General features: G+C 71.6%; 22 protein-coding genes, 1 tRNA gene and 1 pseudogene. 13 read left to right on the top strand and 11 right to left on the bottom strand.

The features are described 5' to 3' along the window. Position 1: 1 nt before the first annotated feature. The 4 genes from fliG to MWM08_RS17550 all read right to left on the bottom strand — a co-directional run bounded on the left by fliG (position 2) and on the right by MWM08_RS17550 (position 4,985). Positions 2–1,000, bottom strand: a complete 999-nt coding sequence (fliG, locus tag MWM08_RS17565) for a flagellar motor switch protein FliG (RefSeq protein WP_244407796.1) — start codon at positions 998–1,000, stop codon at positions 2–4. Between the two features lie 3 nt (positions 1,001–1,003). Then, the gene (gene fliF / locus MWM08_RS17560) at positions 1,004–2,662 is read right to left on the bottom strand and encodes a flagellar basal-body MS-ring/collar protein FliF (protein WP_244407795.1); all 1,659 of its coding nucleotides are present in this window, start codon (positions 2,660–2,662) and stop codon (positions 1,004–1,006) included. 209 nt (positions 2,663–2,871) lie between these two features. After that, positions 2,872–3,531: a flagellar hook assembly protein FlgD gene (locus MWM08_RS17555; RefSeq protein ID WP_244407794.1), complete on the bottom strand. Its 660-nt coding sequence runs from the start codon at positions 3,529–3,531 to the stop codon at positions 2,872–2,874. Positions 3,532–3,551: 20 nt separating this feature from the next. Next, positions 3,552–4,985, bottom strand: coding sequence for a flagellar hook-length control protein FliK (locus MWM08_RS17550; protein WP_244407793.1), 1,434 nt, complete (start codon positions 4,983–4,985; stop codon positions 3,552–3,554). Between the two features lie 317 nt (positions 4,986–5,302). On the opposite strand from MWM08_RS17550, the gene flgE reads away from it, so the two are divergent. The 6 genes from flgE (at position 5,303) to MWM08_RS17520 (ending at position 11,136) form a co-directional block, all read left to right on the top strand. Next, entirely contained in the window at positions 5,303–6,595 is a 1,293-nt protein-coding gene (gene flgE / locus MWM08_RS17545) for a flagellar hook protein FlgE (RefSeq protein ID WP_244407792.1), read from the top strand. A gap of 133 nt (positions 6,596–6,728) precedes the next feature. Beyond that, a complete protein-coding gene (locus MWM08_RS17540) occupies positions 6,729–8,258 on the top strand; it encodes a flagellar hook-associated protein FlgK (protein ID WP_244407791.1) in 1,530 nt (509 codons plus the stop codon). Positions 8,259–8,262: 4 nt separating this feature from the next. Beyond that, positions 8,263–9,327 carry a flagellin gene (locus MWM08_RS17535; RefSeq protein ID WP_244407790.1) on the top strand — a complete coding sequence of 355 codons (1,065 nt, stop codon included), beginning with the start codon at positions 8,263–8,265 and terminating at the stop codon, positions 9,325–9,327. Positions 9,328–9,475: 148 nt separating this feature from the next. Next, on the top strand, positions 9,476–10,303 hold the full coding sequence (locus tag MWM08_RS17530; RefSeq protein ID WP_244407789.1) for a flagellin: 828 nt from the start codon (positions 9,476–9,478) through the stop codon (positions 10,301–10,303). Positions 10,304–10,366: 63 nt separating this feature from the next. Beyond that, positions 10,367–10,795, top strand: a complete 429-nt coding sequence (locus MWM08_RS17525; RefSeq protein WP_244407788.1) for a flagellar biosynthesis repressor FlbT — start codon at positions 10,367–10,369, stop codon at positions 10,793–10,795. Further along, positions 10,792–11,136, top strand: a complete 345-nt coding sequence (locus MWM08_RS17520) for a flagellar biosynthesis regulator FlaF (RefSeq protein WP_244407787.1) — start codon at positions 10,792–10,794, stop codon at positions 11,134–11,136. Before MWM08_RS17525 ends, MWM08_RS17520 begins: the two co-directional genes overlap by 4 nt. A gap of 102 nt (positions 11,137–11,238) precedes the next feature. On the opposite strand, the gene MWM08_RS17515 is transcribed toward MWM08_RS17520, so the two are convergent. Next, a complete protein-coding gene (locus tag MWM08_RS17515) occupies positions 11,239–11,616 on the bottom strand; it encodes a hypothetical protein (protein WP_244407786.1) in 378 nt (125 codons plus the stop codon). A gap of 101 nt (positions 11,617–11,717) precedes the next feature. Here MWM08_RS17515 and MWM08_RS17510 point away from each other — a divergent pair, with 101 nt between their 5' ends. Together MWM08_RS17510 and MWM08_RS17505 are read left to right on the top strand one after the other, a co-directional pair. Next, the gene (locus tag MWM08_RS17510) at positions 11,718–12,779 is read left to right on the top strand and encodes an AbrB family transcriptional regulator (protein WP_244407785.1); all 1,062 of its coding nucleotides are present in this window, start codon (positions 11,718–11,720) and stop codon (positions 12,777–12,779) included. A gap of 106 nt (positions 12,780–12,885) precedes the next feature. After that, positions 12,886–15,306, top strand: coding sequence for a Calx-beta domain-containing protein (locus tag MWM08_RS17505; protein ID WP_244407784.1), 2,421 nt, complete (start codon positions 12,886–12,888; stop codon positions 15,304–15,306). 12 nt (positions 15,307–15,318) lie between these two features. Here the strand turns inward: MWM08_RS17505 and MWM08_RS17500 are convergent, their stop codons facing one another. Next, entirely contained in the window at positions 15,319–17,061 is a 1,743-nt protein-coding gene (locus tag MWM08_RS17500) for an ATP-binding protein (RefSeq protein WP_244407783.1), read from the bottom strand. Positions 17,062–17,087: 26 nt separating this feature from the next. Continuing rightward, positions 17,088–17,591 (bottom strand): annotated as a pseudogene (locus MWM08_RS17495) (adenine phosphoribosyltransferase); the annotation flags it as partial. A gap of 184 nt (positions 17,592–17,775) precedes the next feature. On the opposite strand from MWM08_RS17495, the gene MWM08_RS17490 reads away from it, so the two are divergent. Then, a complete protein-coding gene (locus MWM08_RS17490; RefSeq protein ID WP_244407782.1) occupies positions 17,776–17,961 on the top strand; it encodes a DUF2842 domain-containing protein in 186 nt (61 codons plus the stop codon). Between the two features lie 101 nt (positions 17,962–18,062). On the opposite strand, the gene MWM08_RS17485 is transcribed toward MWM08_RS17490, so the two are convergent. Further along, positions 18,063–18,398: a hypothetical protein gene (locus MWM08_RS17485; protein ID WP_244407781.1), complete on the bottom strand. Its 336-nt coding sequence runs from the start codon at positions 18,396–18,398 to the stop codon at positions 18,063–18,065. Between the two features lie 105 nt (positions 18,399–18,503). After that, a tRNA-Pro gene (locus tag MWM08_RS17480) sits at positions 18,504–18,580 on the bottom strand. Positions 18,581–18,743: 163 nt separating this feature from the next. On the opposite strand from MWM08_RS17480, the gene MWM08_RS17475 reads away from it, so the two are divergent. Further along, positions 18,744–19,181, top strand: coding sequence for a c-type cytochrome (locus MWM08_RS17475; RefSeq protein ID WP_244407780.1), 438 nt, complete (start codon positions 18,744–18,746; stop codon positions 19,179–19,181). A gap of 8 nt (positions 19,182–19,189) precedes the next feature. Here MWM08_RS17475 and MWM08_RS17470 read toward each other — a convergent pair whose 3' ends face one another. Next, positions 19,190–19,876, bottom strand: coding sequence for a cytochrome b/b6 domain-containing protein (locus MWM08_RS17470; protein ID WP_244407779.1), 687 nt, complete (start codon positions 19,874–19,876; stop codon positions 19,190–19,192). 73 nt (positions 19,877–19,949) lie between these two features. Between MWM08_RS17470 and MWM08_RS17465 the strand changes: the two genes are divergently transcribed. Further along, positions 19,950–20,714: a hypothetical protein gene (locus tag MWM08_RS17465; RefSeq protein WP_244407778.1), complete on the top strand. Its 765-nt coding sequence runs from the start codon at positions 19,950–19,952 to the stop codon at positions 20,712–20,714. Positions 20,715–20,723: 9 nt separating this feature from the next. On the opposite strand, the gene MWM08_RS17460 is transcribed toward MWM08_RS17465, so the two are convergent. Then, positions 20,724–21,137, bottom strand: coding sequence for a hypothetical protein (locus MWM08_RS17460; RefSeq protein ID WP_244407777.1), 414 nt, complete (start codon positions 21,135–21,137; stop codon positions 20,724–20,726). Positions 21,138–21,185: 48 nt separating this feature from the next. Between MWM08_RS17460 and MWM08_RS17455 the strand changes: the two genes are divergently transcribed. Continuing rightward, the gene (locus tag MWM08_RS17455) at positions 21,186–21,863 is read left to right on the top strand and encodes a phosphatidylserine decarboxylase (RefSeq protein WP_244407776.1); all 678 of its coding nucleotides are present in this window, start codon (positions 21,186–21,188) and stop codon (positions 21,861–21,863) included. A gap of 172 nt (positions 21,864–22,035) precedes the next feature. Continuing rightward, positions 22,036–22,908 (top strand): CDP-alcohol phosphatidyltransferase family protein, encoded by an 873-nt coding sequence (locus tag MWM08_RS17450; protein WP_244407775.1) that lies wholly within the window; start codon positions 22,036–22,038, stop codon positions 22,906–22,908. Positions 22,909–22,911: the final 3 nt, after the last annotated feature.

Here is a 22,911-nt window from a genome sequence, read left to right as displayed (position 1 = left end):
GTCAGTAGACCATCTCCTCCTCGCGCCCGTCCTGCATCTGGATCTGGCCCTGCGCCGCGAGGTCTTTGGCCAGCAGCACGATCGCCGCCTGCGCCTCGTCGACTTCGCGCAGCTTGACCGGGCCGAGGCCGGCGAGGTCTTCCTTCAGCATCTTCGCTGCGCGCTCGCTCATGTTCTTGATGAACAGGTCGCGCAGATTTTCCGATGCGCCCTTCAGCGCCAGCGTGAGCTGTTCCTTCGGCACCGCGCGCATCAGCACCTGCACGCCTGCGCCATCCATGCGCGCGAGATCGTCGAAGGTGAACATCAGCCCGCGGATGCGCGAGGCCGCGTCGCGGTTGCGTTCCTCGAGCGCGGCAAGGATGCGGGTTTCCGACTGGCGATCGAGGTTGTTGAAGATCTCGGCCATCATTTCGTGCGCGTCGCGGCGCTGCGCGCGCGCCAGGTTCGACATGAACTCGGCCTTCAGCGTCTTCTCGACGCCGTCCAGCGCCTCCTTCTGGACGGTCTCCATGCGCAGCATGCGCATGACCACCTCCATCGCGAAGCTTTCGGGCAGCAGGGAGAGCACGCGTGCGGCGTGGTCGGACTTCACCTTGGTGAGGACGACGGCGACGGTCTGCGGGTATTCGTTCTTGAGGTAGTTCGCGAGCACCGCCTCGTTCACGTTGCCGAGCTTGTCCCACATGGTCCGCCCGGCCGGGCCGCGGATCTCCTCCATGATCTGCGCCACGCGGTCGCGCGGCAGCGTCTTGAGCAGCATCCGTTCGGTGGTCTCCCAGGATCCCACCAGGTTGCCCGTCTGCCCGAGCCCCTCGGCGAATTCGTGGCAGAGCTGTTCGACCGAATCGGCGCGCACTGTGCCCAGATTGGCCATGGCCTGCGAGATGTCGCGGATCTCGTCCTCGTGCATCTTGGCAAAGAGCCGCGCGGCGTGTTCCTCGCCGATCGCCAGCATGAAGGTGGCGGCCTTCTGCGCGCCTGTCAGGGTGCCTGCCATGGCTCAGGCCCCTTCCGGCGTCATCCAGCGCCGCACGACGCTGAGCGCCTCGTCCGGGTGGCGATCGACCAGGTCCTGCATGCGTGTGATCGAGGAAGCGCGCATCTGTCCTTCCACCATTGCGATCGAGATCATCGCGTCGGCCTCCGGCGATCCCGGCAGCGCCGCCAGTTCCCCGGCCTGGCCAGGCAGTGCCGCCGCACCCGCGCCCGCCACCCCGGCTGCGCCGGGCAGTGCCGCGGCGGCGCCACCGGCGATCGCGGCCTGCGACGGGCCGTTCACCAGGGTAACCAGGCGGCCGACCGCGGGCCGCCCCACCAGCAGGATCGCGATCAGCGCGACCAGCGCGAACAGGCCGCTTTCGAGCAACCTCGCGATCGTCGTGCTGCTGAACGCCAGGTCGAACATGCCAGGTTCGGCCGGCGCGCCCGGCGGCGGTTCGGCGAAGCGGAGCGAGACCACTTCGACCGTGTCGCCGCGCCGTTCGTCGAAGCCGATGGCCCCGCGCACCAGGGCGGCGATGCGCGCGACCTCCTCCGCCGTGCGCTCGCGGAAGGTCGCGGCGGCGCCGTTCGCCCCTGCCTCCCATACCCCGTCCACCAGCACCGCCACCGACTGCCGGCGCACCACAGGATGTTCGCGCAGCGTGTTGCGCGTGGTGCGGCCGATCTCGAAGTTGGTGGTCTCCTCCTGTCGGCTTTCCTGCGATCCGCCGCCGCCCCCCGCAGGGTCCTGGCCGGGGACGTTGTTCTGCACCGTGGCAGGCCCGCCCTCCGCGTTGCGGCTGCTCTCCTGGACGGATTGCTGGCTGCGCGGCACCTGATTGTCGGGGTCGAAGCGTTCCTCGGTTGTCTGCACGCGGTCGAAATCCATCTCGACCGTGGCTTCGGCGCGCACGCGCCCGGGGCCGAGCGTGCGTTCCAGCATTTCCTCGACCGCGCGGGCGATGCGCAACTGCTGGCCGAGCCGGATCTCCTCCTGCGATTGCGCGGCACCCGGGCCGGCCAGCGCCTGCCCGCCGCGTGCCAGCAGCGCGCCGCGATTGTCGACGATCGAGATGTTCTGCGGCCGCAGCCCCGGCACCGCGGTGGCCACCAGGTGCAGCACCGCCTGCACGCCCTCGCGGTCGAGCCGCTGCGCGCCCTGCATGGTCAGCACGACCGAGGCCTGCGCGTCTCCGCGTTCGCGCGAGAAGGCTTCGCGCCGCGGCAGCACCAGGTGGACCCGCGCGCCGCGCACGCCGGCCAACTGGCGGATCGAACGCGAGATCTCGCCTTCCAGCGCGCGCAGCCGGTTTACATCCTGCTGGAATGGCGTGGTGGTCAGGGATTCGCCGCGGTCGAAGATCTCGTAGCCGACCGAACCGCCTTGCGGCAGCCCTTCGCGCGCCAGCGTCAGGCGCAGGCGCGGGACCTGGTCCTCGGGGGCCAGGATGCGGCTGCCGCCGGCCTCGATGCGATGCGGCACGCGGGCGCGTTCCAGCGCGGCCACCACCTGCGATGCGTCGCGCGGGTCGAGGTCGGCATAGAGCAATGCCATCGGCGGCACCGTGGCGCGCAGCACCAGCCACGCCAGCAGCCCCATCACGCCAAGCGCCGCGCCGCCCAAGAGCGCCAGGCGCACCGGGCCGAGTGCCCGCAGCTGCGAGACCAGCGCGTTCACGCCGGCGCCACCGCACGCCGCGACCGATCGCCCGCCCGCCGCATCTCCCGCATCCGCCGCATCCGAAGGCCGCCTCCTGCCGCCACGGCAGACTTTGCCGGGTCGCGGTTGCGCGGCGGTTAACGCGGCGGCCGATCGTCAGGAAACGGCGTCGGTGGGGCGGGGCCGGACGTCAGAATGTGCCGAACCGCGCATTCCCACATGGTCTCTCAGGCATCGGGCAACAGTCGGCGGACCTTGTCGAAGCCGACCGCGAGGCTGCCGACCGACAGGCTCAGCCCGTTGCTGCGCTGCTCGGCGCCGGTCACGGTGCCGGCCACGGTGAAGGGCAGGCTCACCGCCTCGCCATTCGTGCCGCGCCCGGTCACGCTCACGCGATAGGCGCCGTCGGTCAGCGTGCGCCCTGTCGCGTCGCGCCCGTCCCAGGTCCAGCCGGAGGCCGCGGTGCCGAGCGCCACCACCTGCTGGCGCAGCGCGCGGCCATTGCCGTCGCTGATCGTCACCTCGGCGAAGCGTGCGCTGCCGGCGGCGGGCAGGCGGACCTCACCGCGCCCATTCTGCAGCGGCACCTGGTCAGCCTCGACCTCGACCCGCTGGCCGACCAGCGGCGCCGAGGCAGTGAGTTGCGCCGCCTGCTGCAGCGAGATCAGCCGTTCGAGATTCTGGTTCATCGAGATCTGCTGCTCGACCGAGGCGAACTGCACCAGCTGGTTCGTCATCTGGTTGGCGTCGAGCGGGTCGGTCGGACTCTGGTTCTGCAACTGCGTCGTGAGCAGCGTGAGGAAGGTGTTGAAGTCGCCCGCCAGGCGCGTGTTCGAGGCGGCGGCGCCGCTGGCCGTGGCGGTGGTGGCGGAGATCGATCCGGACATGCTGGTGCGCTCCCTGGGGGTCAGATGGCGAGGTCGAGCAGCGAAAGCGTCGCGCGACGTGGCGGCGCCGCGGCCGCGGACAGTGGATCGCGACTGTGCACGCCGCGTGCCGTGGGATTGCCACCGCTACCCTCCTCGCGGCGGCGCTGCGGTTGGCCCTGGCCGCCATCGCCGCTGCTCAGCCCGAAGGACAGGGCGCGCCCTTCCGCGGGTAGTCCGGCCTGGTTCAATGCACGATCGAGTTCGCGCTGGTCGCGCTGCAGCAGTGCGAGCGTTTCGGGCCGTTCGGCCAGGATCACCACCTGCGGGATGTCGTTGCTACGCTCGATGCTGATCTCGACGCGGCCGAGTTCGACCGGTTCGAGCGTCACGGCGATGCGTCCGCCGCCGCCGATCGTCACGGCGATCACGGCGGGAAGCACCTGGCGCGCCGGTGCAGCCTGCGGCGGCGCGCGCGGCACTTCCACCGCCAGCGTGTCGGTGCGCGGCGCCTCGGCCGGCGCGGTGGCCTGGCCCTGTTCGACACCTGGCGCGGGCTGGGTCGCCGCCGCCGGCTCGGCGGTGCGGCGGGGGTCGGTCACGGGTGACGGCGCCGCGGCGGGCGGGCTCGCGACGATCTGATCGGTCGGCGCGGCGGGGGCGACCGGTGGCAGGCTCGGGGGCGCGGCCTGCGGAGCCTCCTCGGTCGTGACCGTGGCCGGGGCGGCCTTCGCGGGCGCGGGCCGCGCGGGTGTCGCCGCCGGCGGTGGCGCGGCCGTGGCGGGGCGGTCCTGCGCTGGATCTGCGGCCGCCGTCGGCGCGGGCGCTTCGAGCGCGCCTTGCTTCGGCACATCCCGCGCGGATGCGACGGCCGGGACTGCCGCGGCACCGGAAGCAACGTCCTTCGACATTGCGCCGGCGGTGTCAGGCCTTGGCTGGGGGGGCGCCACCGGCATCGCTGCGATCGCCTGCGGCATCGCGTCAGTGGTGGCGGTCGCCGTGGGTATTGCGTTGGTATCCTCCGCTGCGGGGGCGAGGTCCTGTGGCGCAAGGCCGGGCTCCGGCGCGGGCGGCGCGGTCGCCGTCGGCGGTGTCTCCAGCGGCGTTGCCGGTGGGTCGTCCGCCAGGGTGGCCTCGGGCGCGGGCGGTGTCTGCGGGGCCGGTGGTAGCGGGGGGACCGCGCCGCCTGTCACGACGGGTGGCGTCGCCTGAGACGGCGGCGTGACGTCGGGTGCGGTCGCCGTCTCGAGGGGCGGGCCAATCAGGTTGCCGGCCGGCGGCGACGCGCCGGACGGGATCGCATTGGTCAGCGGCACTACGGCCTGCACCGGCGCCGCGGGATGCGCCACTGCCGGCGGCGTCGGCGCGACGGCCAGCGCAAGCGCCGCGGCGAAGCCTCCCTCGACGAGAGCCGCAGGGGCGGCGCCCGTGGCCGGGCCCGGCTGGGCTGCGACTGCGCCTGGCGCGATTTCCATCGGGACACTCTCCTCGGTCGAGTTCTGCTGTCGGCACCGGTGCCGGAACGCTACGCGTCGTCGAGGCCCTGTCGGGGCCCTGTCGGGGTCAGCGCAAGCGGCGGGCCAGTCGTGCCGCCCGCCACGCGTCAGCCCTGCGGCAGCTTCTGCCGCCCGGGGCGGAGGCTTCTGCCGCTCGCCGGCAGCCGCCGCCGGGGCGCAGCGGGCCCGGCGCTGGCACGTCGCTTGCGGCGCCGTGGCACGAGCGGTGCCCGGGCCCGACCCGGCATTCCGCCCAATCCAATCGCGGCCCCATCCGCATGTGTACGGAGAGCCTGATGTCCCTGTTCGGTTCCATGACCACCGCGATCAGCGGCCTCACGGCCCAGGCGCGTGCCTTGGGTCACGTGTCGGACAATGTCGCCAACAGCCAGACGGTCGGCTTCAAGCGCACCGACACCAACTTCGTCTCGTTCCTGACCGACAGCACGCAGGTGGTGCATCGGCCGGGGTCGGTGGTGGCGCGCCCGGACTACACCAACACGGTGCAAGGCACGATCGAGCAGTCGGAAAACCCGATCGCGCTTGCCATCGCCGGGCAGGGCTTCTTCTCGGTGGCGCTGCCGACCGGCACGACGAACGGCCAGACCACCTTCGATGAACGGCAGTTCTTCACCCGCGGCGGCGACTTCCAGATGGACCGCAACGGCTACATGGTGAACGGCGCGGGCTATTTCCTGCAGGGCTGGAGCGTCGATGCCACGGGCGAGCCCGACCGCACCCAGATCCAGCCGATCCGCGTGAGCGACCTGGTGTTCAACCCCATCGCGACCAGTTCGATCGAGCTGTCCGCCAACCTGCCCGCGGGCAGCGTCACGCCGAGTGCAACGCCGCTGAACATCTACGACAGCCTGGGCACGATCCAGCCGCTGATCCTGACCTGGACGCCCGGCGCCGCGAATGTCTGGACGCTCGATGTCTCGGCCGCGGGGGCGGGCGGGTCACTCGGCACCATCGACCTGAATTTCGGCGCGGCGGCGACGCCGGCGGCGACCGACGGCACGATCGGCGAATTCGCCAACGCGACCGGCACCATGAGCGGCGCGGCGACGGTGACGGGCGACCCCGCGCTGATCTCCTTCACCGCGGATTTCGGGCAGGGGCCGCAGAACATCACGCTCAATATCGGGGCCTTCGGTGCCGCACGCGGCGTCACGCAGTATGCCGGCGAGGAATTCGAACTGCGCAACCTCGCCCAGGACGGCGTGCCGCTCGGCGCCTATTCCTCGACCACGGTGCGGGAGAACGGCGATGTCGCGATCAACTACGACAACGGCCAGGCGCGCGTGATCGCGCGCGTGCCGGTCACCACCTTCAACGCGCCCGACATGCTGCAGCGGCTCGATGGCCAGGCCTTCATGCGCACGCTGGAATCGGGCGAGGCGCGCACCACCGACCCGGCCTCGAACGGGGCGGGGCGGCTGTCGGTGGGTTCGATCGAACGGTCGAACGTGGACATCGCGGCCGAGTTCTCGAAGCTGATCGTCGCGCAGCGCGCCTATACCGCGAATACGCGCATCGTCACGGCATCCGACGAGATGCTACAGGACACGATCAACATGCGCCGCTGACGCGGCGGGCACCAGGCGCCGCTGACGTGGCGCGGCGCCGCTCCACCGGGCGGGCGAGACGTGCCGCCACGTCGCGGCGACGCCGGCCTTTCCGGCCGGCAGCGTACCGGCACAGTGACAGGGACCGACGACCATGGGCCTCGACGCCGCCCTCGCCATCGCCCGATCGGGGCTGCTGCACACGCAGCGCGCGCTGGCCGCCTCGGCCAACGACGTCGCCAATGCCGAGACGCCCGGCCACACCAAGAAGACCATCGCGACCCGCGCGGTGGTGGTGGGCCAGGACGGCATCGGGGTGCGCTCCCTCGCGCCTTCGCGCGACGTGGACGAGGCGCTGGTCACCGAGCTTGACAGCCGGCGCGCTGCGGCTGCCGGCGCCGAGGTGCGCCTGCGCCTGCTGCAGGGGATCGAGACCGCGCACGGCAATCCCGAGAACGGCGACGGCCTCGGCGACCTCACCGCCGCGCTGCGCACCGGCTTCGAAGACCTGCGCGCGGACCCTTCGGAGGCCGGCCGCCAGACTTCCGTGGTGATGGACGCAACCGCGCTCGCGACCCGGCTGAACGAGATCTCGCGCGCCGTCGGCGATGCCCGCCAGCAGGCCCAGGACGGCGTCGTGGCCGAGGTCGCGCGCATCAACGACGTGCTGCGACAGGTCGCTGACCTCACGCTGCGCATCCGCGACGAGATCGCGCTGACCGGGTCCGCCGCCGCGCTCGAGGACCGCCGCGACACTGCCATCGCCACGCTGTCGGAATCGATCGAGGTACGCGCGCTCAAGCGTGAGGATGGCGGCCTGGTCCTCGTGGCCCGCAACGGCCTGGTGCTGCCGCTCGACCCGCGCTCCGACGCCTTCTCGACCGCCGATGCCATGCTGGGGCCGACCGCCTTCCACGGCGCGGGCGGGTCGATCCCGGGCATCATGCTGGGCGGGCGCGACGTGACGGGCGTGCTGGCCGGCGGGCGGCTGGCGGAATACGTGGCGCTGCGCGACCAGACCCTGCCGCGCTACCAGTCCGAACTCGACCTCGCCGCCGCCAATACCGCGGCGCGCTTCGAAGCGCAGGGCCTGCGCCTGTTCACAGATGCGACCGGAGCGGTGCCCGATGCCGCACTGCCCTACGCCGCCAGCACGATGGTCGGCTTCGCCGGCACCATCCGCGTCAATGCCGCGGTCGAGGGCAATCCCGCGCTGCTGCGCGACGGTACCCATGCGGTGGTCGATGATCCGGCGGGGCCCTCGGCCTTCACGCCGAACCCGGCGGGCGGGCCGGCCTCCTTCGTGACGCTGCTCGACCGCGTGCTTGATTTCACCTTCGGCGCGCAGGCGCAGGCGAATGTGGCCTGGGCGCCGATCGCGACCGGCGGGCTGGGGCCGGATGGCACGCTCTCCTCGCCCTTCGGCGCGCCGCCGACGCTCGAGGGCTATACCGCGCTGCTGACCGCCACGCAGACCGCGGACCGTAACGCCGCCAGCGCGGCGCTGGCCGGTGCGGAAGCGATGAAGCAGGGCCTCGAGACCCGCTTCAACCAGAGATCCGGCGTCGATGTCGATTCCGAGATGGCAGCGATGGTCACGCTGCAGAACGCCTACGCGGCGAATGCGCGGGTCATGAGCACGGTGCAGGCGATGTGGGACGCGCTGCTCGGCGCGGTGAGGTGAGGCAATGAGCGGGATCGGACCGATCGGGCGGCTGGACACCGGCGCAGCCGCGCTGCGCGCGAAGCTCGATGTGCTGACGCGCCAGGTCTCGGACGGGCGGAAGGGGCCAGGCTATGGCGACATCGCGCCCGAGGCGCGCCGCGCGGTCGACCTGCGCGCCGACATCTCGCGACGCGAGACCTGGCAGGGCACCATCGACCGCACGCTCGCGCGCACCGAGGTGACGCAGAAGGCGATGGGCCGGATCTCGGACATCGCGACGCAATTCTACACCGAGGCGATCCGCATGGACGGCACCTCGACCGTGCGGATCTCGGCGGTGGCCGAGCAGGCGCGCGCCGCCATGGAGGAGGTCGCGAACCTGCTCAACGAACGCTACGCCGGCGAATACATATTCGGCGGCACCGACAGCGCCAACCCGCCGGTGCCCGACCCGCGCAACATCGCCACCAGCGGCATGGCGAACGACATCGCCGCCGCCGTCGCGGGCCTGGGCGGCGGCAATGCGGCCGGGGTGATCGCGGCCACGCTGGTCGCCGCACAGTCGGACGCGGCGGGCACCACACCGTTCTCCGCCTTCCTGTCCGACCCCGCGCAGGGCCTGGCGGAACCCCGCCGCGCGGTGCCCGCGGCCGAGGGCGAGCGCGTTGCCTATGGCGTTTTCGCCAACCGCAACGCGGCCGCCACCAGCGAGGGCGAGACCACCGGGTCCTGGGCGCGCGACATCCTGCGCGGGCTCGCCACCTTCGCCGCACTCGACCCCGTGCAGGCGCAGCTCGGCGCCGACTTCACCGACCTGGTCGCGAGCGTGCGCGATGGCATGCGCAGCGCGATCGAGGCGCTGGGCGAGGAACGCGGCGCGCTGGGCGCGGTCGAACAGCGGCTCGAGGCGACGTCGCGGCGGCATTCGGAGGTGAGCGTGGCGCTGACCGGCCAGCTCGCGGTGATCGAGGAGGTCGACATGGCCGAGACGATCAGCCGCCTACAGGCGACGCAGACGCAGCTCGAAGCGTCCTACCGCGCGATTTCTGTGACCTCGGGGCTGACGCTCACGCGCTTCCTGGCGTGATCGCGGCGTGCGGATTCAGCCTCCCTTAACCGGGGTGGCGTCATGCTGCTCCCGACACCGCAAGATGCGGCGCGCAACCCGGCCCGTGCATCGGTCAAGACCCATCGGTCAGGACCGCGGGGCCATTGGATCCAGGGGAAGACCCCGCATGTCGCTCAATTCCGTCAACACCAACATGGGCGCCATGGTGGCGCTGCAGAGCCTCAATCGCACCAACGAGGCGCTGAACGTCACGCAGAAGCGCATTTCGACAGGCCTGCGCGTGAACGATGCGAAGGACGACGGCGCCGCCTTCGCCGTGGCGCAGGCGGTGCGTGCCGACGTCGCGGGCATCAATGCCGCCAATGAACAGCTGGGCGGCGTCAAGGGCATCCTGGACACGGCGCTGTCGGGCCTGAACAAGGTCTCCGAGACCATGGTCAAGGTGCGCGAGACGCTGGTGCGCCTCGCCGACGACACGCTGAACGCCGACCAGCGCGCCCAGTACGAAGCGCAGTACACCGCGCTGCAGACGCAGATCACCAACTTCATCGACGACGCCACCTACAACGGCCGCACGCTGCTCGCGACCGCGGCGCCCGGCGGCGACATCACCACCACCCGCAACGAGAGCGGCACGACCTACACCATCACCGCGGTGGACGGTGCCGGCACGCTGATCGTGGCCGCGGCGCCGACCGATGCGGCGGGTGCGCAGGCCGCGCTGGCCGATGGCGGCGACTTCGACACGGTGCAGTCGGCGATCAGCGATGCGCTGAACACCTTCGGGTCCGATGCGCGCTACATCGACGCGCAGATTTCCTACAACAAGGACAAGGCGGATGCGATGGAAGCGGGCCTCGGCGCGCTGATCGATGCCGACCTCGCGAAGGAATCGGCGCGGCTGCAGTCACTGCAGATCCGCCAGCAGCTCGGCACCCAGGCGCTGTCCATCGCCAACCAGGCGCCGCAGACCCTGCTGAGCCTGTTCCGCTGATCTCCCGGACGGCGCCGGCCCCCCGGCCGGCGCCGTACCATCGCAACCCCCCGGGAGGACAGGATGTCCACGCTGGTGCTCGAACTCCGACAGGGCGACCTGATGGTCGTCAACGGTGCGCCGATCCGCTTCCGCAATCGCGCGCGCATCGAACTCACCGCCAAGGCGCGGTTCCTTTTCGGCAAGCAGCTGATGACGCCGGAGGCGGCGAATACGCCCGCGCGGCGCATCTACTTCGCCCTGCAGACCGCCTATATCGGCGACGAGGACGAGAGGGAGGCCGGGCTCACGGTAGCCCGGCGCCTGATCGCCGAATTCCAGTCCGCCACCACATCGACGCTGGCACGCGACCTGCTCGACCGGGCGCTCTCGGCGGCCGAGGCGGATGAATGCTACCAGGCGCTCAAGCTGACGCGGCGCGTCATGCGGCACGAGGAGGTGGTGCTCGGCGTCGCACCGCCCTCCACCCTGGCCGAGGAGGACGCGTCGTGAGCGTTGCCGACATCGTGCGTGCCTATGGCGCGGCGCGTGCCGCGCGCGACCCGCGCGAGCAGGAGGCGGACATCTTCCGCCGCGTCACCGGCGGCCTGCGGGCCGTGCAGCAGCAGGATGGCCCGGCGCGGGTGCGCGCCGTGGCCGACAACCGGCGGCTTTGGCTCGCGGTGGAATCCGCGCTGCGCGACCCTTCGAACCAGCTGCCGCAGCAGATGCGCGCGGGGCTGGTGTCGCTCGGCCGCGCTGTGCAGCGCGAGATGGACCAGGGCGAGCCCGACATCGCCTTCCTCATCGAGATCAACGAACAGGTGGCACAGGGCCTGGCCGGCCTGCGCTGAATCAGCGCGCGCCGCGAACGCCTGCCCTTTGCGTCCGGTCTGGCGCGCTGCGGCGATGCCGCTGCTGCGCACCGACGCGCCCCCCTACAACATGCAGGCGCGTCACTCCGCCGCGGCAGGTTCCAGCTGAGCCGCCACAGGCGGGGGCGGCGGGAGTTCCGGCGCCGCCGGCGCGCTCACGCCCGGCGCGGGGCGTTCCGCGATGCCGACCGGCACCGGCGCATCCGACTTCGCCGCGGCGCGGTAGGCGGCGATCTGCCGTGGGGTTGGGATGGTGTTCGCAACATCGCCGACCGCATCGCGGAATTCGATCACGACCATGCCAAGGCTGCCATCCAGCCGCAGGCGCGGGTTGGGCGTGGCCGGTGCGGCGGCGGGCGGCGGGGCCGCGCCGGGGTCGCGTTCGGGACCGGCGGCGCGCGCGGGCGCGCGGGGCGGGTCGGCGGCTGGCAGGGGTCGAAGGGCGAGATCGGGGGTCATGGCTTTGCTCCCATCCCATCCTGCAAGACGGAGGTTAAGGAAGTGTCACTCCCGCCCGACTTTGACGCCGCGCGCGCGCAGCGCGACCCTGCGCGCCGCCCGTGTCCGATCCCCCGACCCCCGTCCCGCCGCCCGATGCCTATCTGCGCACGCTGTTGCTGGCGGTGATGGCGGGCACGGCCCTCGACGCGATCGGCCTGCCGCTCGGCTGGATGGTCGGGGCGATGCTGGCCACCGCCTATCTCGGTTGGCGCGAGGCGGCTGCGGTGCCGCGCGCGGTACATCCGGTCGGGCTGGCGGTGCTCGGGCTCGGGCTCGGGCAGACCTTCACCCCACCGGTGCTGGGCGCGGTGGCGGGCGCTTTGCCGGCCATCCTGGCGGGCGGGACGCTGTCGATCCTGGCGGGGTTGGCGGTCGCACCGCTGTATCGCCGCATCGCCGGCAGCGATGCGCGGACCGCCTATTATGCCGCGGTGCCGGGGGGGATCGTCACCATGGCGGTCCTGGCGCAGCGCGCGGGCGCGCAGGTGGGTGCGGTCACCATGGCGCAGACCATCCGCATGGCCTGCGTGGTGTTGTTCTTTCCGCCCGTGGTCGCGGTGTTTGCGCAGGGCGGGCGCGATGCCGCCTTCAGTGCGGCGCTGCCGCCCTTCGCCTGGGGGGGGCTGGCGATCCTGCTGGCGGGTGGGGCGGCCGCGGCCGTCGCGGGGTCGCGCCTCGGCCTGGCCAATGCCGCCATGCTGGCGCCCTGCCTGCTGGCCATGGCCCTGTCGGGGACCGGGGTTCTGCCCTCCGCGGTGCCGCTGTGGCTGGTCGATGCGGCGCAGGTGGCCATGGGTGCAAGCCTGGGGCTGCGGTTGACCCCGCGCGCGTTGGGGGGCGGTCCGCGGCGCCAGGCGGTGGCCGGGCTCGCCTGCGCCTTCGCGATCGCCATCCTGCTCGCGCTGCTCGGACTGGCGCTCGGCTGGATGGCGGGGCTGCCGCCGGTCGCGGTCATGCTGGGCATGGCGCCGGGCGGCATGCCGGAAATGGCGGTGACGGCGAAGGCGCTCGAACTTGCCGTGCCGCTGGTGCTCGGCTTCCATTTGGTGCGGACGGTGCTGTGCAACCTGCTGGTGGGGCCGATCTGGCGGCTGGCGCTCGCGGTGGGGCTGGGCCGCTGACGTGGCGACCGAAATTCGTATCAAATTCGTGAAGTCAGATAATTAATCTATACATCGCCCGCGAGCTGCGGCATTCCGGTGCGGCAGCCGGGGATACGACACCACCATGAGCCAGACCGTCAGCTACCAAGTCGTCGACCAATGGTCGGCGGGCTTCAATGCGTCGGTCGGGCTGACGGCGGGCGTGGGCGGGCTGCAGGGTTGGACCATCACCTTCGAGGCCGACTTCCTGATCACCCAGATCTGGAACGCCCGCATCATCAGCCACGTCGGCGATACCTATGTGATCGGCAACTTCGAATGGAACGGCGCCCTGGCCGCCGGGCAATCCGCCGCCTTCGGCTTCCTGGGGTCCGCCACGACCGACCCGAACCCCGATGCCTTCGTGGTGCGCAACGGCACCCCGGCGCCGCTGCCGAGCCTCGCCATTGCCGATGCCGCGATCACCGAGGGGCAGTCGGGCACCAAGCTGATGACCTTCGCGGTCACGCTCTCGGCCGCCTCCGACGTGCCGGTCACGGTCGCCTATGCCACCGCCAACGGCACCGCCCTGGCGGGGTCGGACTATGTCGCGCAATCTGGCCTGCTGAGCTTCGCCGCCGGGGAGACCCGCAAGGTCATTCGCGTTGCCGTGAACGGGGACACCGCCGCCGAGGCGAACGAGACCTTCAACCTCCTGCTGAGCAACGCGACCGGCGCCACCATCGCCGATGCCACGGCGCTCGGCCGCATCAACGACGACGACACGCCACCCGCGCTGCGCATCAGCGACGTGACCGTCACCGAGGGCAATGCCGGCACCTCCGAGGCGGTCTTCACCATCCGCCTGTCCAAGGCCTGGACCCAGGCGGTGACGGTCGGCTACGCGACGCAGGACGGCACCGCGCGCGCCGGCAGCGACTACATCGCCGAGACCGGCCAGGTCACCTTCGCCGCCGGCGAGACGGTCAAGACCATTGCCATCGACGTGGTGGGCGACCGGCTTGCCGAGGCGAGCGAGCGCTTCTCGGTGCTGCTGCGCGACCCCGCGGGCGCGACCATCTCCGACGCCACGGGCATCGCGACCATCACCGACACCGATGCGCGCCCGACCATCGGCGTGTCGGACGTGGCGGTGGCCGAGGGTGATGCCGGCACCTCGAACGCGGTCTTCACGGTCACGCTGAACAAGGCCTGGGACCAGGCGGTCACGGTGCGCTTCGCCACCGCCAACGGCACCGCCCTGGCGGGCGAGGATTTTGACGGGCGGTCCGGGACGCTCACCTTCGCAGCCGGGGAAACCACCAAGACCGTCGCGGTCGCGATCCGCGGCGACGACGCGATCGAGGCGGACGAGACCTTCTCCCTGCTGCTCTCGGCGCCCACCAACGCCACCATCCGGGACAACACGGGCATCGCCACCATCCGCAACGACGATGTCGCCACCGGTCCGGTCGGGTTCCTGTCGACCGACGGCAACCAGATCGTCGATGCCAATGGCGATACCGTGCGCATCACCGGCGTGAACTGGTTCGGCATGGAATCCGACACCTACACCCCGCACGGGCTGTGGGCGCGCAACTGGTCGGACATGATGGAGCAGATGGCCGAGACCGGCTTCAACACCATCCGGCTGCCCTTCTCGCTGGATGCGCTGCAGCCGGGGCGCATGCCCAACGGCATCAATTACGGGCTGAACCCGGACCTGGCCGGGCTGTCCGCGCTGCAGATCCTGGACAAGATCGTCGACAAGGCGGGCGAGCTCGGGATGCGCATCATCCTCGACAGCCACCGCAGCGCGGCCGGTCCGGGGCCCAACCCGAACGGGCTGTGGGTCGATGGGGGCTACACCGAACAGCAGTGGATCGATGGCTGGAAAATGCTGGCCACGCGTTATGCCGGCGACCCCACCGTCATCGGCGCCGACCTGGCGAACGAACCGCACAACGCGGTGTGGGGCGGCGGTGGCGCCAATGACTGGGCCGCGGCGGCCGAGCGTGCCGGCAACGCCATCCATTCGGTCAACGACGACTGGCTGATCTTCGTGGAGGGGGTCGAGACCTACAACGGCGCCAACACCTGGTGGGGCGGCAACCTGATGGGCGTGGCGTTCGACCAGGTGGTGCTGAACACGCCCAACAAGGTGGTCTATTCGCCGCATGAATACGGCAATTCCATCTTCGAGCAGCCGTGGTTCCAGGGCGCCGACTTCCCGAACAACCTCACCGCGCGCTTCGAGCAGTTCTGGGGCTACATCTACGAACAGGACATCGCGCCCATCTTCCTGGGCGAATTCGGCAGCAAGCTGCAGGACCCCAAGGACCTGCTGTTCCTCGACAAGCTATTGGCCTACCTCGATGGCGACCTTGATGCCAATGGCACGATCGACATCGCCGCCGGGGACCAGGGCATGAGCTGGACCTGGTGGTCCTGGAACCCGAATTCCGGCGATACCGGCGGCATCCTGTCGGATGACTGGAGCACCGTGATCGACGCGAAGGTCGACCTGCTGCAGGGGCAGCTGGCGGATCTCTGGCCGGTGGTGTGACGCCCGGGTGGGTCAGCCCCCGCCCGACAGCCGCACCGGATAGGCCGCGAGCGAACGTTCGACCAGCCCCGGCAATGTGTCGCGCAGCGCCAGCGCGGTGCGGGATTCGCCGGCCACGCAGGCGGCTTCCAGCGCCGCGGCCGTCTCGCGCAGCGCGGCCGCACCGAAGGTGCCGGCGGCCGATTTCAGCCCATGCGCCTCCTCCTCGATCGCCATGAGGTCGGTGGTGGCGGCGAGCCGCGCCAGCCGCGCGCGGGTCTCCTCGGCGAAGACGCCGATCAGCCGCGGCAGCCGCCCGGGGCCGACCGCGCTGCGCAATTCCTCGAGCGTCGTGTGGTCGAGCAGGCTGGGGACGGCGTGCGGTTCCTCGACTGGCGGCAGGGCGCGCGGGCGGCGCGGGCGCGCGTCCAGCACATCGGCTACCGCGCGCAGCAGGACGGCGCGGTCCATCGGCTTGGGCAGGTGCCCGTCCATGCCGGCGGCCAGGCACTTCTCCCGGTCTCCCGCCATGGCCGAGGCGGTCATGGCCAGGATCGGCACGCGCCCCGCCGCGCCCGTCATGGCGCGGATCGCCGCGGTCGCGGCATAGCCATCCATGCGCGGCATGCGCACATCCATCAGCACCACGTCATAGGCGGCGGTGCGTGCCGCCCCCACCGCTTCTTCGCCATCGCGGGCGAGGTCCACGGCATAGCCGGCCTTGCGCAGGATCGCGGCCGCGACCAGCTGGTTCGCCTCGCCATCCTCGGCCAGCAGGATTCGTCCACGCGCCCCCGGCGGGACGCGCGCGGCGACCGCTTCGGGTGTGGGCAGCAGCGTGGCCGGCGGGCGGCCCGATTCCGCGACCGGCGCCAGCGGGATGTCGAACGCGAAGACCGATCCCTTTCCGGGTGTCGAGACCAGCCCGACCTTGCCGCCCATCAGCCCCACCAGGCGCCGGCAGATCATCAGCCCCAGGCCCGATCCGCCGAAGCGCCGCGCGGTGTCCGACGCGCCCTGCGCGAAGCGTTGGAACAGCCGGCGCTGCACCTCGGGCGGGATGCCGATGCCGGTATCCGCCACGGCGAAGCGGATGCGCGGTTCCTCGCCCTCGGCGCGCTCCACCCGCAGGCCGACGCCGCCGGACGACGTGAACTTCACCGCATTGTCCGCGAGGTTCAACAGCACCTGGCGCAGCCGCTGCGGGTCGCCCACCACGCGGGCGGGCAGGGTGGGGTCGATGCTGGCGGACAGGCGGATGCCCTTCTCGGCCGCGGCGGGGCCGAGCAGGTCCAGCACCTCGGTCACCGGCTTGGCCAGGTCGAAGGGGATCGTCTCGAGGCTGAGCCGCCCGGCCTCGATGCGCGACAGGTCGAGCATCTCGTTCACCGTGGACAGCAGCGTCTCCCCGCAGCGGCGCGCGGTTTCGGCATAGGCGCGTTGCTCGGCATCGAGCGCGGTGTCGAGCAGGAGCGAGACGGTGCCCATCACGCCGTTCATCGGCGTGCGGATCTCGTGCGACATGAAAGCGAGGAAGTCCGATTTTTCGGCCGACGACTTCTCCGCCTGGCGGCGCGCGCGCTGGTTGGCGCGCGCCAGCTTCTCGCGTGCGGTAACGTCGTGCTGGATGCCGAAGAAGTGCAGCAGCGCGCCGTCCGGCCCGAAGACCGGGGAGATGTGCAGTTCGTTCACGAAGCGCGTGCCGTCGCGCTTGTAGTTCACCAGTTCGATGTCGAGCGGATGGCGTTCGGCGATGGCGCGGCGGATCGCATGCACATGCGCCGGGTCGGTCCCCGGGCCCTAGCGACGAGGGATTCGAACGGGACATCGAGCCTGCTCCTTCCGCCTAGGAAGGTCAGCTCGATCAGCGCGGCCGCGCACGGCACCTCGGCCCCTGCCTGGCGGAGCAGGGAAATCCCCGCCGCCATGGTCCCGCCCGTCGCGAGCAGGTCGTCCAGGAGCACGACCCTCTGGCCCTTTGCGATGGCATCCGCCTGCATCTCGATCCGGTCGGTGCCGTATTCCAGCGCGTAGTTCAGCCCGATGGTGAGCCCCGGCAGCTTGCGCGGCTTGCGCAGCATGACGAAGCCGAGGCCGAGCTCGAGAGCGAGCGGGGCCGCCACCAGGAAGCCGCGGCTTTCGATGCCGGCCAGCACGTCGGGCTTGTGCGGGCCGATCGCAGCGGCAAGGCGCGACACCGCGGCGCGCCAGGCGGCGCCGTGCCGCAGCAGAGTCGAGATGTCGTAGAACAGGATGCCGGGCTTCGGGAAATCCGGGATCCCGCGGATATGGGCCTTGAGGTCGATGGTGTCGGTTGCGGTCACGTCTGGTCGCTGCCGGTCCTGTTGGGGGACACCGCCGCGAGAGCCGCGGGGGCGGGCCGGCGATTGGCTAGCCTTCCTGAAGCGAGACTAGAAGATTGACACCCAAACTGTCCATGTTTGTTGACAGGTCTTGGCGAAACGCGACCGAAGCGGCAGATGCGCCTGTATGTCGCGCTCCACCATCGCTGCCCTGCTCGGGATTGCCGGTTTCCTCGCCTATGTCGTCGTGGTGCTGCTGCTGGCGGACCATGTCCGGGCGCTGCACTGGACGGTCGAATTGTTGTTCTTCGCGATCGCGGGCATCGCCTGGGTCTGGCCGGCGAAGCGGCTCATCGTCTGGGCGGTGCGCTAGCCCCGTTGCCGCGCGCCGTGGCTTGCTGAAGCTCCGATCGCCTGTGGGTTTCACCAGCATCGTCACCCGGTCGGATGAGCCCATCCGATCGGAAACGGGATCTATCGGCGCGTGCGCAGGGCCGCGACGGTGGTCTCCTCGCCGCGCGTGATCACCTCGATCGCAACGCCGCCCCGCTGCCAGGCGAAGATGCAGGGAGCTTCCCCGGTGCCGGCGCAGGCCACCATCTCGGGCCGTCCGGTGCAGCGCCGTTCGGTGGCGCCGCAGGCATCGGCCTCGGGGTCGCGCAGCGGCTGCCAGCCATCGCGCAGCAGCGCCTCTCGCGCGGCGGCGTAGGGCGTGCCCGGGGCGATCGGCGGCGGGGAGGCTTCCGCCCGGACGCCCAGCGGCGCCAGGCACAGCAGCGACAGGACGGCGGTCAGAAAGGCGCGGTTCATGCGGCGAGTCTGCCGCGGGCCCGGCGCGCACCCAAGGAAACGCTTCGGTGCCAAAGAAAAAGGCCCCCTGATCGCTCAGGGGGCCTTCGCCGCGGCGGGCGGGATTGGTCGGAGTGAGAGGATTCGAACCTCCGGCCCCTGCGTCCCGAACACAGTGCTCTACCAGGCTGAGCTACACTCCGGCGCCGGCCCACTGCGGAGGCGGCGGTATAGCGACCCGCCCCCGCGCCCGCAAGCCGGGGTGCGCGCGACTTTGTCACGGGTCATTGCCGATCCGCGCTGGCACCTTATCCTCGGATCGTGCGAAGGACGCGCGGCCGAAGGCCTCAACGAAAGGGATGCTTCATGAAGTCCTGGATACTCGCGGGCGCGGCGATCGCCGCCATGTGCACGGCCAGCGCGGCGTTCGCGCAGGATGTCATCGCGCAGCGCCGTGACGGCCTGCGTGGCATGGGCCGCCAGATGGAAGCGATCAAGGCCGTGACCGATGCGCGCGGTGACACCCGCCCGCTGGTCGAGCGTGTGGACGCCATGATCGCCTTCTACCGCGGCCTGCCCGCCCTGTTCCCGGCCGGCAGCGGCACCGGGGATACCCGCGCGCTGCCCACCATCTGGTCCGACCGCGCCGGATTCGAGCAGGTGAACGCCAACATGATCACCCAGCTGCAGGCGCTGCGCGCCGCGGCGGCCTCGGGCGACGTGGCCGCGACCACCGCGGCCTTCAACCAGACCGGCGCGACCTGCGGCACCTGCCACCGCCCCTATCGCGGCCCGGCGCGCTGAACGGCGCGTCAGGCGCCCATGCCCAGGCGCCTGACGTACCAGACGCCGAACGCCGCGGCCGCCAGCAGCACCGCGCCCAGCGCGGGGTTCGCAAGCCGCGGCGCCTTCGCATGGGAGGCCGGGATCCGCTTGGTCCCGGTCACCATCGGCACCACCAGGTCCTGCCCCTTGAACAGGCGGTAGGACACCACCGCCAGGACATGCGCCAGCACCGCGAGCAGCAGCAGGTTGATCAGCGTGGCATGCAGGTTGGTCATGCGCTCCGACGTGGATTCGCTGACCCAGTTCGCGAGAGGGCCGTGCTGCGAATAGGTGAAGCCGACATCGTGGTTGGCCATCAGCCCCGAGACACCTTGCGCCAGCAGCAGGGCGAGCAGCACCACCACCATCCAGGCACCGGCGGGGTTGTGGGTGGTCTCGGTGTCGGGTTCGACGCGACGGAACTTGCCCAATTGGCGCAGCGCGGCCAGCGGGGAGCGCAGGAAGGTCCAGAAGCGCGCATTCTCGGACCCCACGAGGCCCCACAGGATGCGGAACGTAACCAGCGTCAGCAGCAGGTAGCCCGATCCGTAGTGCAGGTTCCACGCGCCGGACTTGGCGCTGAAGTACGACACCAGCACGCAGCCCGCCGTGCCCCAGTGGAACAGCCGCACCCAGCCGTCCCAGACCTTCACGGGCACCAGTTTCTCGCTCATGCACTTGCTCCTTGCCGCAGTGCACCCTGGCATGGCGGGGCAGGTGCCGCGAAGCCTCGGGCAGGGGTGCTGGATGGGATTTGATGCGGTTCCGGCGGTTGTCAGGGGGGCGGCGGTCGCGCTGCTGGGGACACTCGTGCTGCTGGCGGCGGGGCGGGTCCTGCGCCTGCCGGCGGTCTCCGCCCTGGCTGGCGCGGTCGGGCTTGCGGCGGGGTGCCTCGCTGTGACGGGCGTGGTCGGGGCATCGCCGCGCCAATTGGCCGAACGCCTGCCCATGCTGGCGCTGGTCGCGCTCGGCGGCGCAGTGGTGGTGGCCGTGCTGCGCGGGCGCGCCGCGCGGGCGGTGGCCGGTGCGATCGGCGTGCTGGCCGGCGCCTGGTGGATGAGCGGTGCGCCGCTGCACCCGGATACGATGCTGCGGGCCGCCCCCGTCGCGGCGGCCCTGGCCTTGGCCATGGGCGCGGGTGCGCTGCGTGGTGGCCCGGCCATGGCGGTGGCCTGGGCGATGCTTGCGGCCGGGCTCGCGCTCGCGGCGGCGCGCGGGCCTCATCTGGCCTATGCGCTGGCGGGATTGGGCGCGGTGCTGGGCGCGGCGCTGGGCCGGCAGGCCGGGGCGGCGCCGGTGCGTGTTGCGCTCGGCGTCATGCTGGCGGGCATCGCGGCGGTGCCGGTGCTCGGGCGCGGGGCGCCGGCGGATTGGGCCGCCGCCGCCGCACCGGCGCTGGCCTTGCTGGCCGGGCCATGGGTGGCCGGGCGCCTGCCGCGGAGGATCGGCCCCTGGGCCGGCCCCGTGCTGGCGGCCGCCCCGGCCCTGGCGGCCACTGCCTTGCTGCGCTGACCGGCCCGGTCAGGCCGCCTGCGCCAGCCCGTCGGCCTCGAGCCGATCGAGCCATGGGTCGATCTCGAGCGCGAAGCGCACCAGGGCGGCGACCAGCGCGATCGCATTTGCCGGCGGGATGACCGCGGCGGTGGCCTCGACGCGGATCCGGTGGTCGGGCAGCAGTCGCGCCTGCAGGCCCGGCGGCAGGGAGGCCGGCAGGTCGGCCAGGGCGGCGAAGGCCCGCCTGCGATCCGCGCCAGGGTCGGCCGTGGACGGGATGCGCCCGACATCCACCGCCATCCGCACGCCTTCGGCAGCGATCCGTGCCTCGCAGGCGCGGCCACGCCAGGCGAAGCGCAGGCAAGGCAACGGGTGGGGCGCGCGCGGGGCGAACGCCCCGTCCGGCGTGACGGCAAACGGGCCGAGGGGGATGGTCTGCATGGATGCAGGGTTGTCCAGGACTGGTGAACACACCATAACCGCGGCCACATGGCCCTTGGACAAAGTCTTCGTCTCGTGCTTGCGCCGCCGCATCCGGCGGCGCGGCCCTTCCTGATCGGCGGGGGGGTGGCGGCGCTGCTCGGCCTGCTGTTGCTGGGCGACTGGCTGTTCTGGCTGGCGGCGGCGTTCCTCGCCTTCTGCCTGTATTTCTTCCGCGATCCGGAACGTTACCCGCCCGGGCGGCCCGGCCTGGTCATCGCGCCGGCGGACGGCAAGGTGGTCAGCATCGTGCCCGCGGTGCCGCCGGAGGAACTCGGCCTCGGCCCCGCGCCGCGTTGGCGCGTGGCGATCTTCCTGTCGGTGCTGGACGTCCACGTGAACCGCATGCCGGTGGATGGCACCGTCACGCGCGTGGCCTACCGGCACGGCAAGTTCCTCAGCGCCAACCTCGACAAGGCGAGCGAAGAGAACGAGCGCAACGCCATCGCGCTGGCGCTGCCCGACGGGCGGGACCTCGCGGTGGTGCAGATCGCCGGCCTGGTGGCGCGGCGCATCCTGTCGGACGCGAAGGTGGGGGATGCGGTGCAGGCGGGCGACCGCTTCGGCATCATCCGCTTCGGCAGCCGCACCGATGTCTACCTGCCCGAGGGCCTGCGCCCGATCGTGAGCGTCGGCCAGACCATGATCGGCGGCGAGACGGTGCTGGCGGAGCTGGGTGGGCCGTGACCGGCACCGATGACCGCAGGGCGCAGCCGGCATGGCCGGCGAGCACCGAAGGTCTGAATCGGCGCCGCCGCGCCGCAGGCGCCACGAAGCGCACCGATGACCGCAGGGCGCAGCCGGCATGGCCGGCGAGCACCGAAGGTCTGAATCGGCGCCGCCGCGCCGCAGGCGCCCCATGAGCGACCCCGCCCGCGTCCGCCTGCTGCGCCGCCGCTTCCGCCCGCGCACCCGCCCGCGCTTCGACGGCACGTCGTTCAACCGGCTGATCCCGAACATCCTCACGATGCTCGGCCTATGCTGCGGGCTGGTGGCGATCCGCTTCGCCTTCGAAGGGCGCTTCGACCAGGCCGCGGTGTTGATCGTGGTGGCGGCAGTGATCGACGGACTCGACGGACGGCTCGCGCGGCTGCTGAAAGCCACGTCGCGCTTCGGCGCGGAATTCGACAGCCTGTCGGACTTCCTGTGCTTCGGCGTCGCGCCGGGGCTGATCCTGTATTTCTGGACCATGCAGGACTACCGCGCGCTGGGCTTCGCGCCCTGCCTGCTGTTCGCGGTGTGCATGGCGCTGCGGCTTGCGCGGTTCAACGCCTCGCTGGATGTCGGGCAGGGCGTGAAGCCGGCCTATGCCTACAACTTCTTCACCGGCGTGCCGGCGCCGGCCGGTGCCGGCTGCGCACTGTTCCCGCTGTTCCTGGGGCTGTGGCTGCAGCAGATGGGGTGGGAGTCGATGGCCGCGGCGGTGCGCCACCCGGCCTTCGTGGGCGTGGTGATGGTGACGGTCGCCGGGCTGCTGGTCAGCACCGTGCCGACCTGGTCGTTCAAGAACTTCAAGATCCCGCGCGCCTACGTGCTGCCTCTGCTGCTGGGCACCGGGCTGTTCGTCGCACTCCTGCTGGCCGAACCCTGGGCAGCGCTGGCGATCGCGGGGCTGATCTACCTCGGCATGATCCCGTTCTCGGTGCGGTCGTACCTGCGCCTGAAGCGCGAGGCCGAGAGCATGATCGAACCCGTGGTGGTCAACACGGCGGGGCATGGCACCAGCGGCTGACGT

The sequence above is a fragment of the Roseomonas fluvialis genome, assembly GCF_022846615.1.
In the GTDB taxonomy this organism is placed as follows: domain Bacteria; phylum Pseudomonadota; class Alphaproteobacteria; order Acetobacterales; family Acetobacteraceae; genus Neoroseomonas; species Neoroseomonas fluvialis.
The sequence above is the reverse complement of the archived record's forward strand: the minus strand, read 5'-3'. Positions and strand labels throughout refer to the sequence as shown.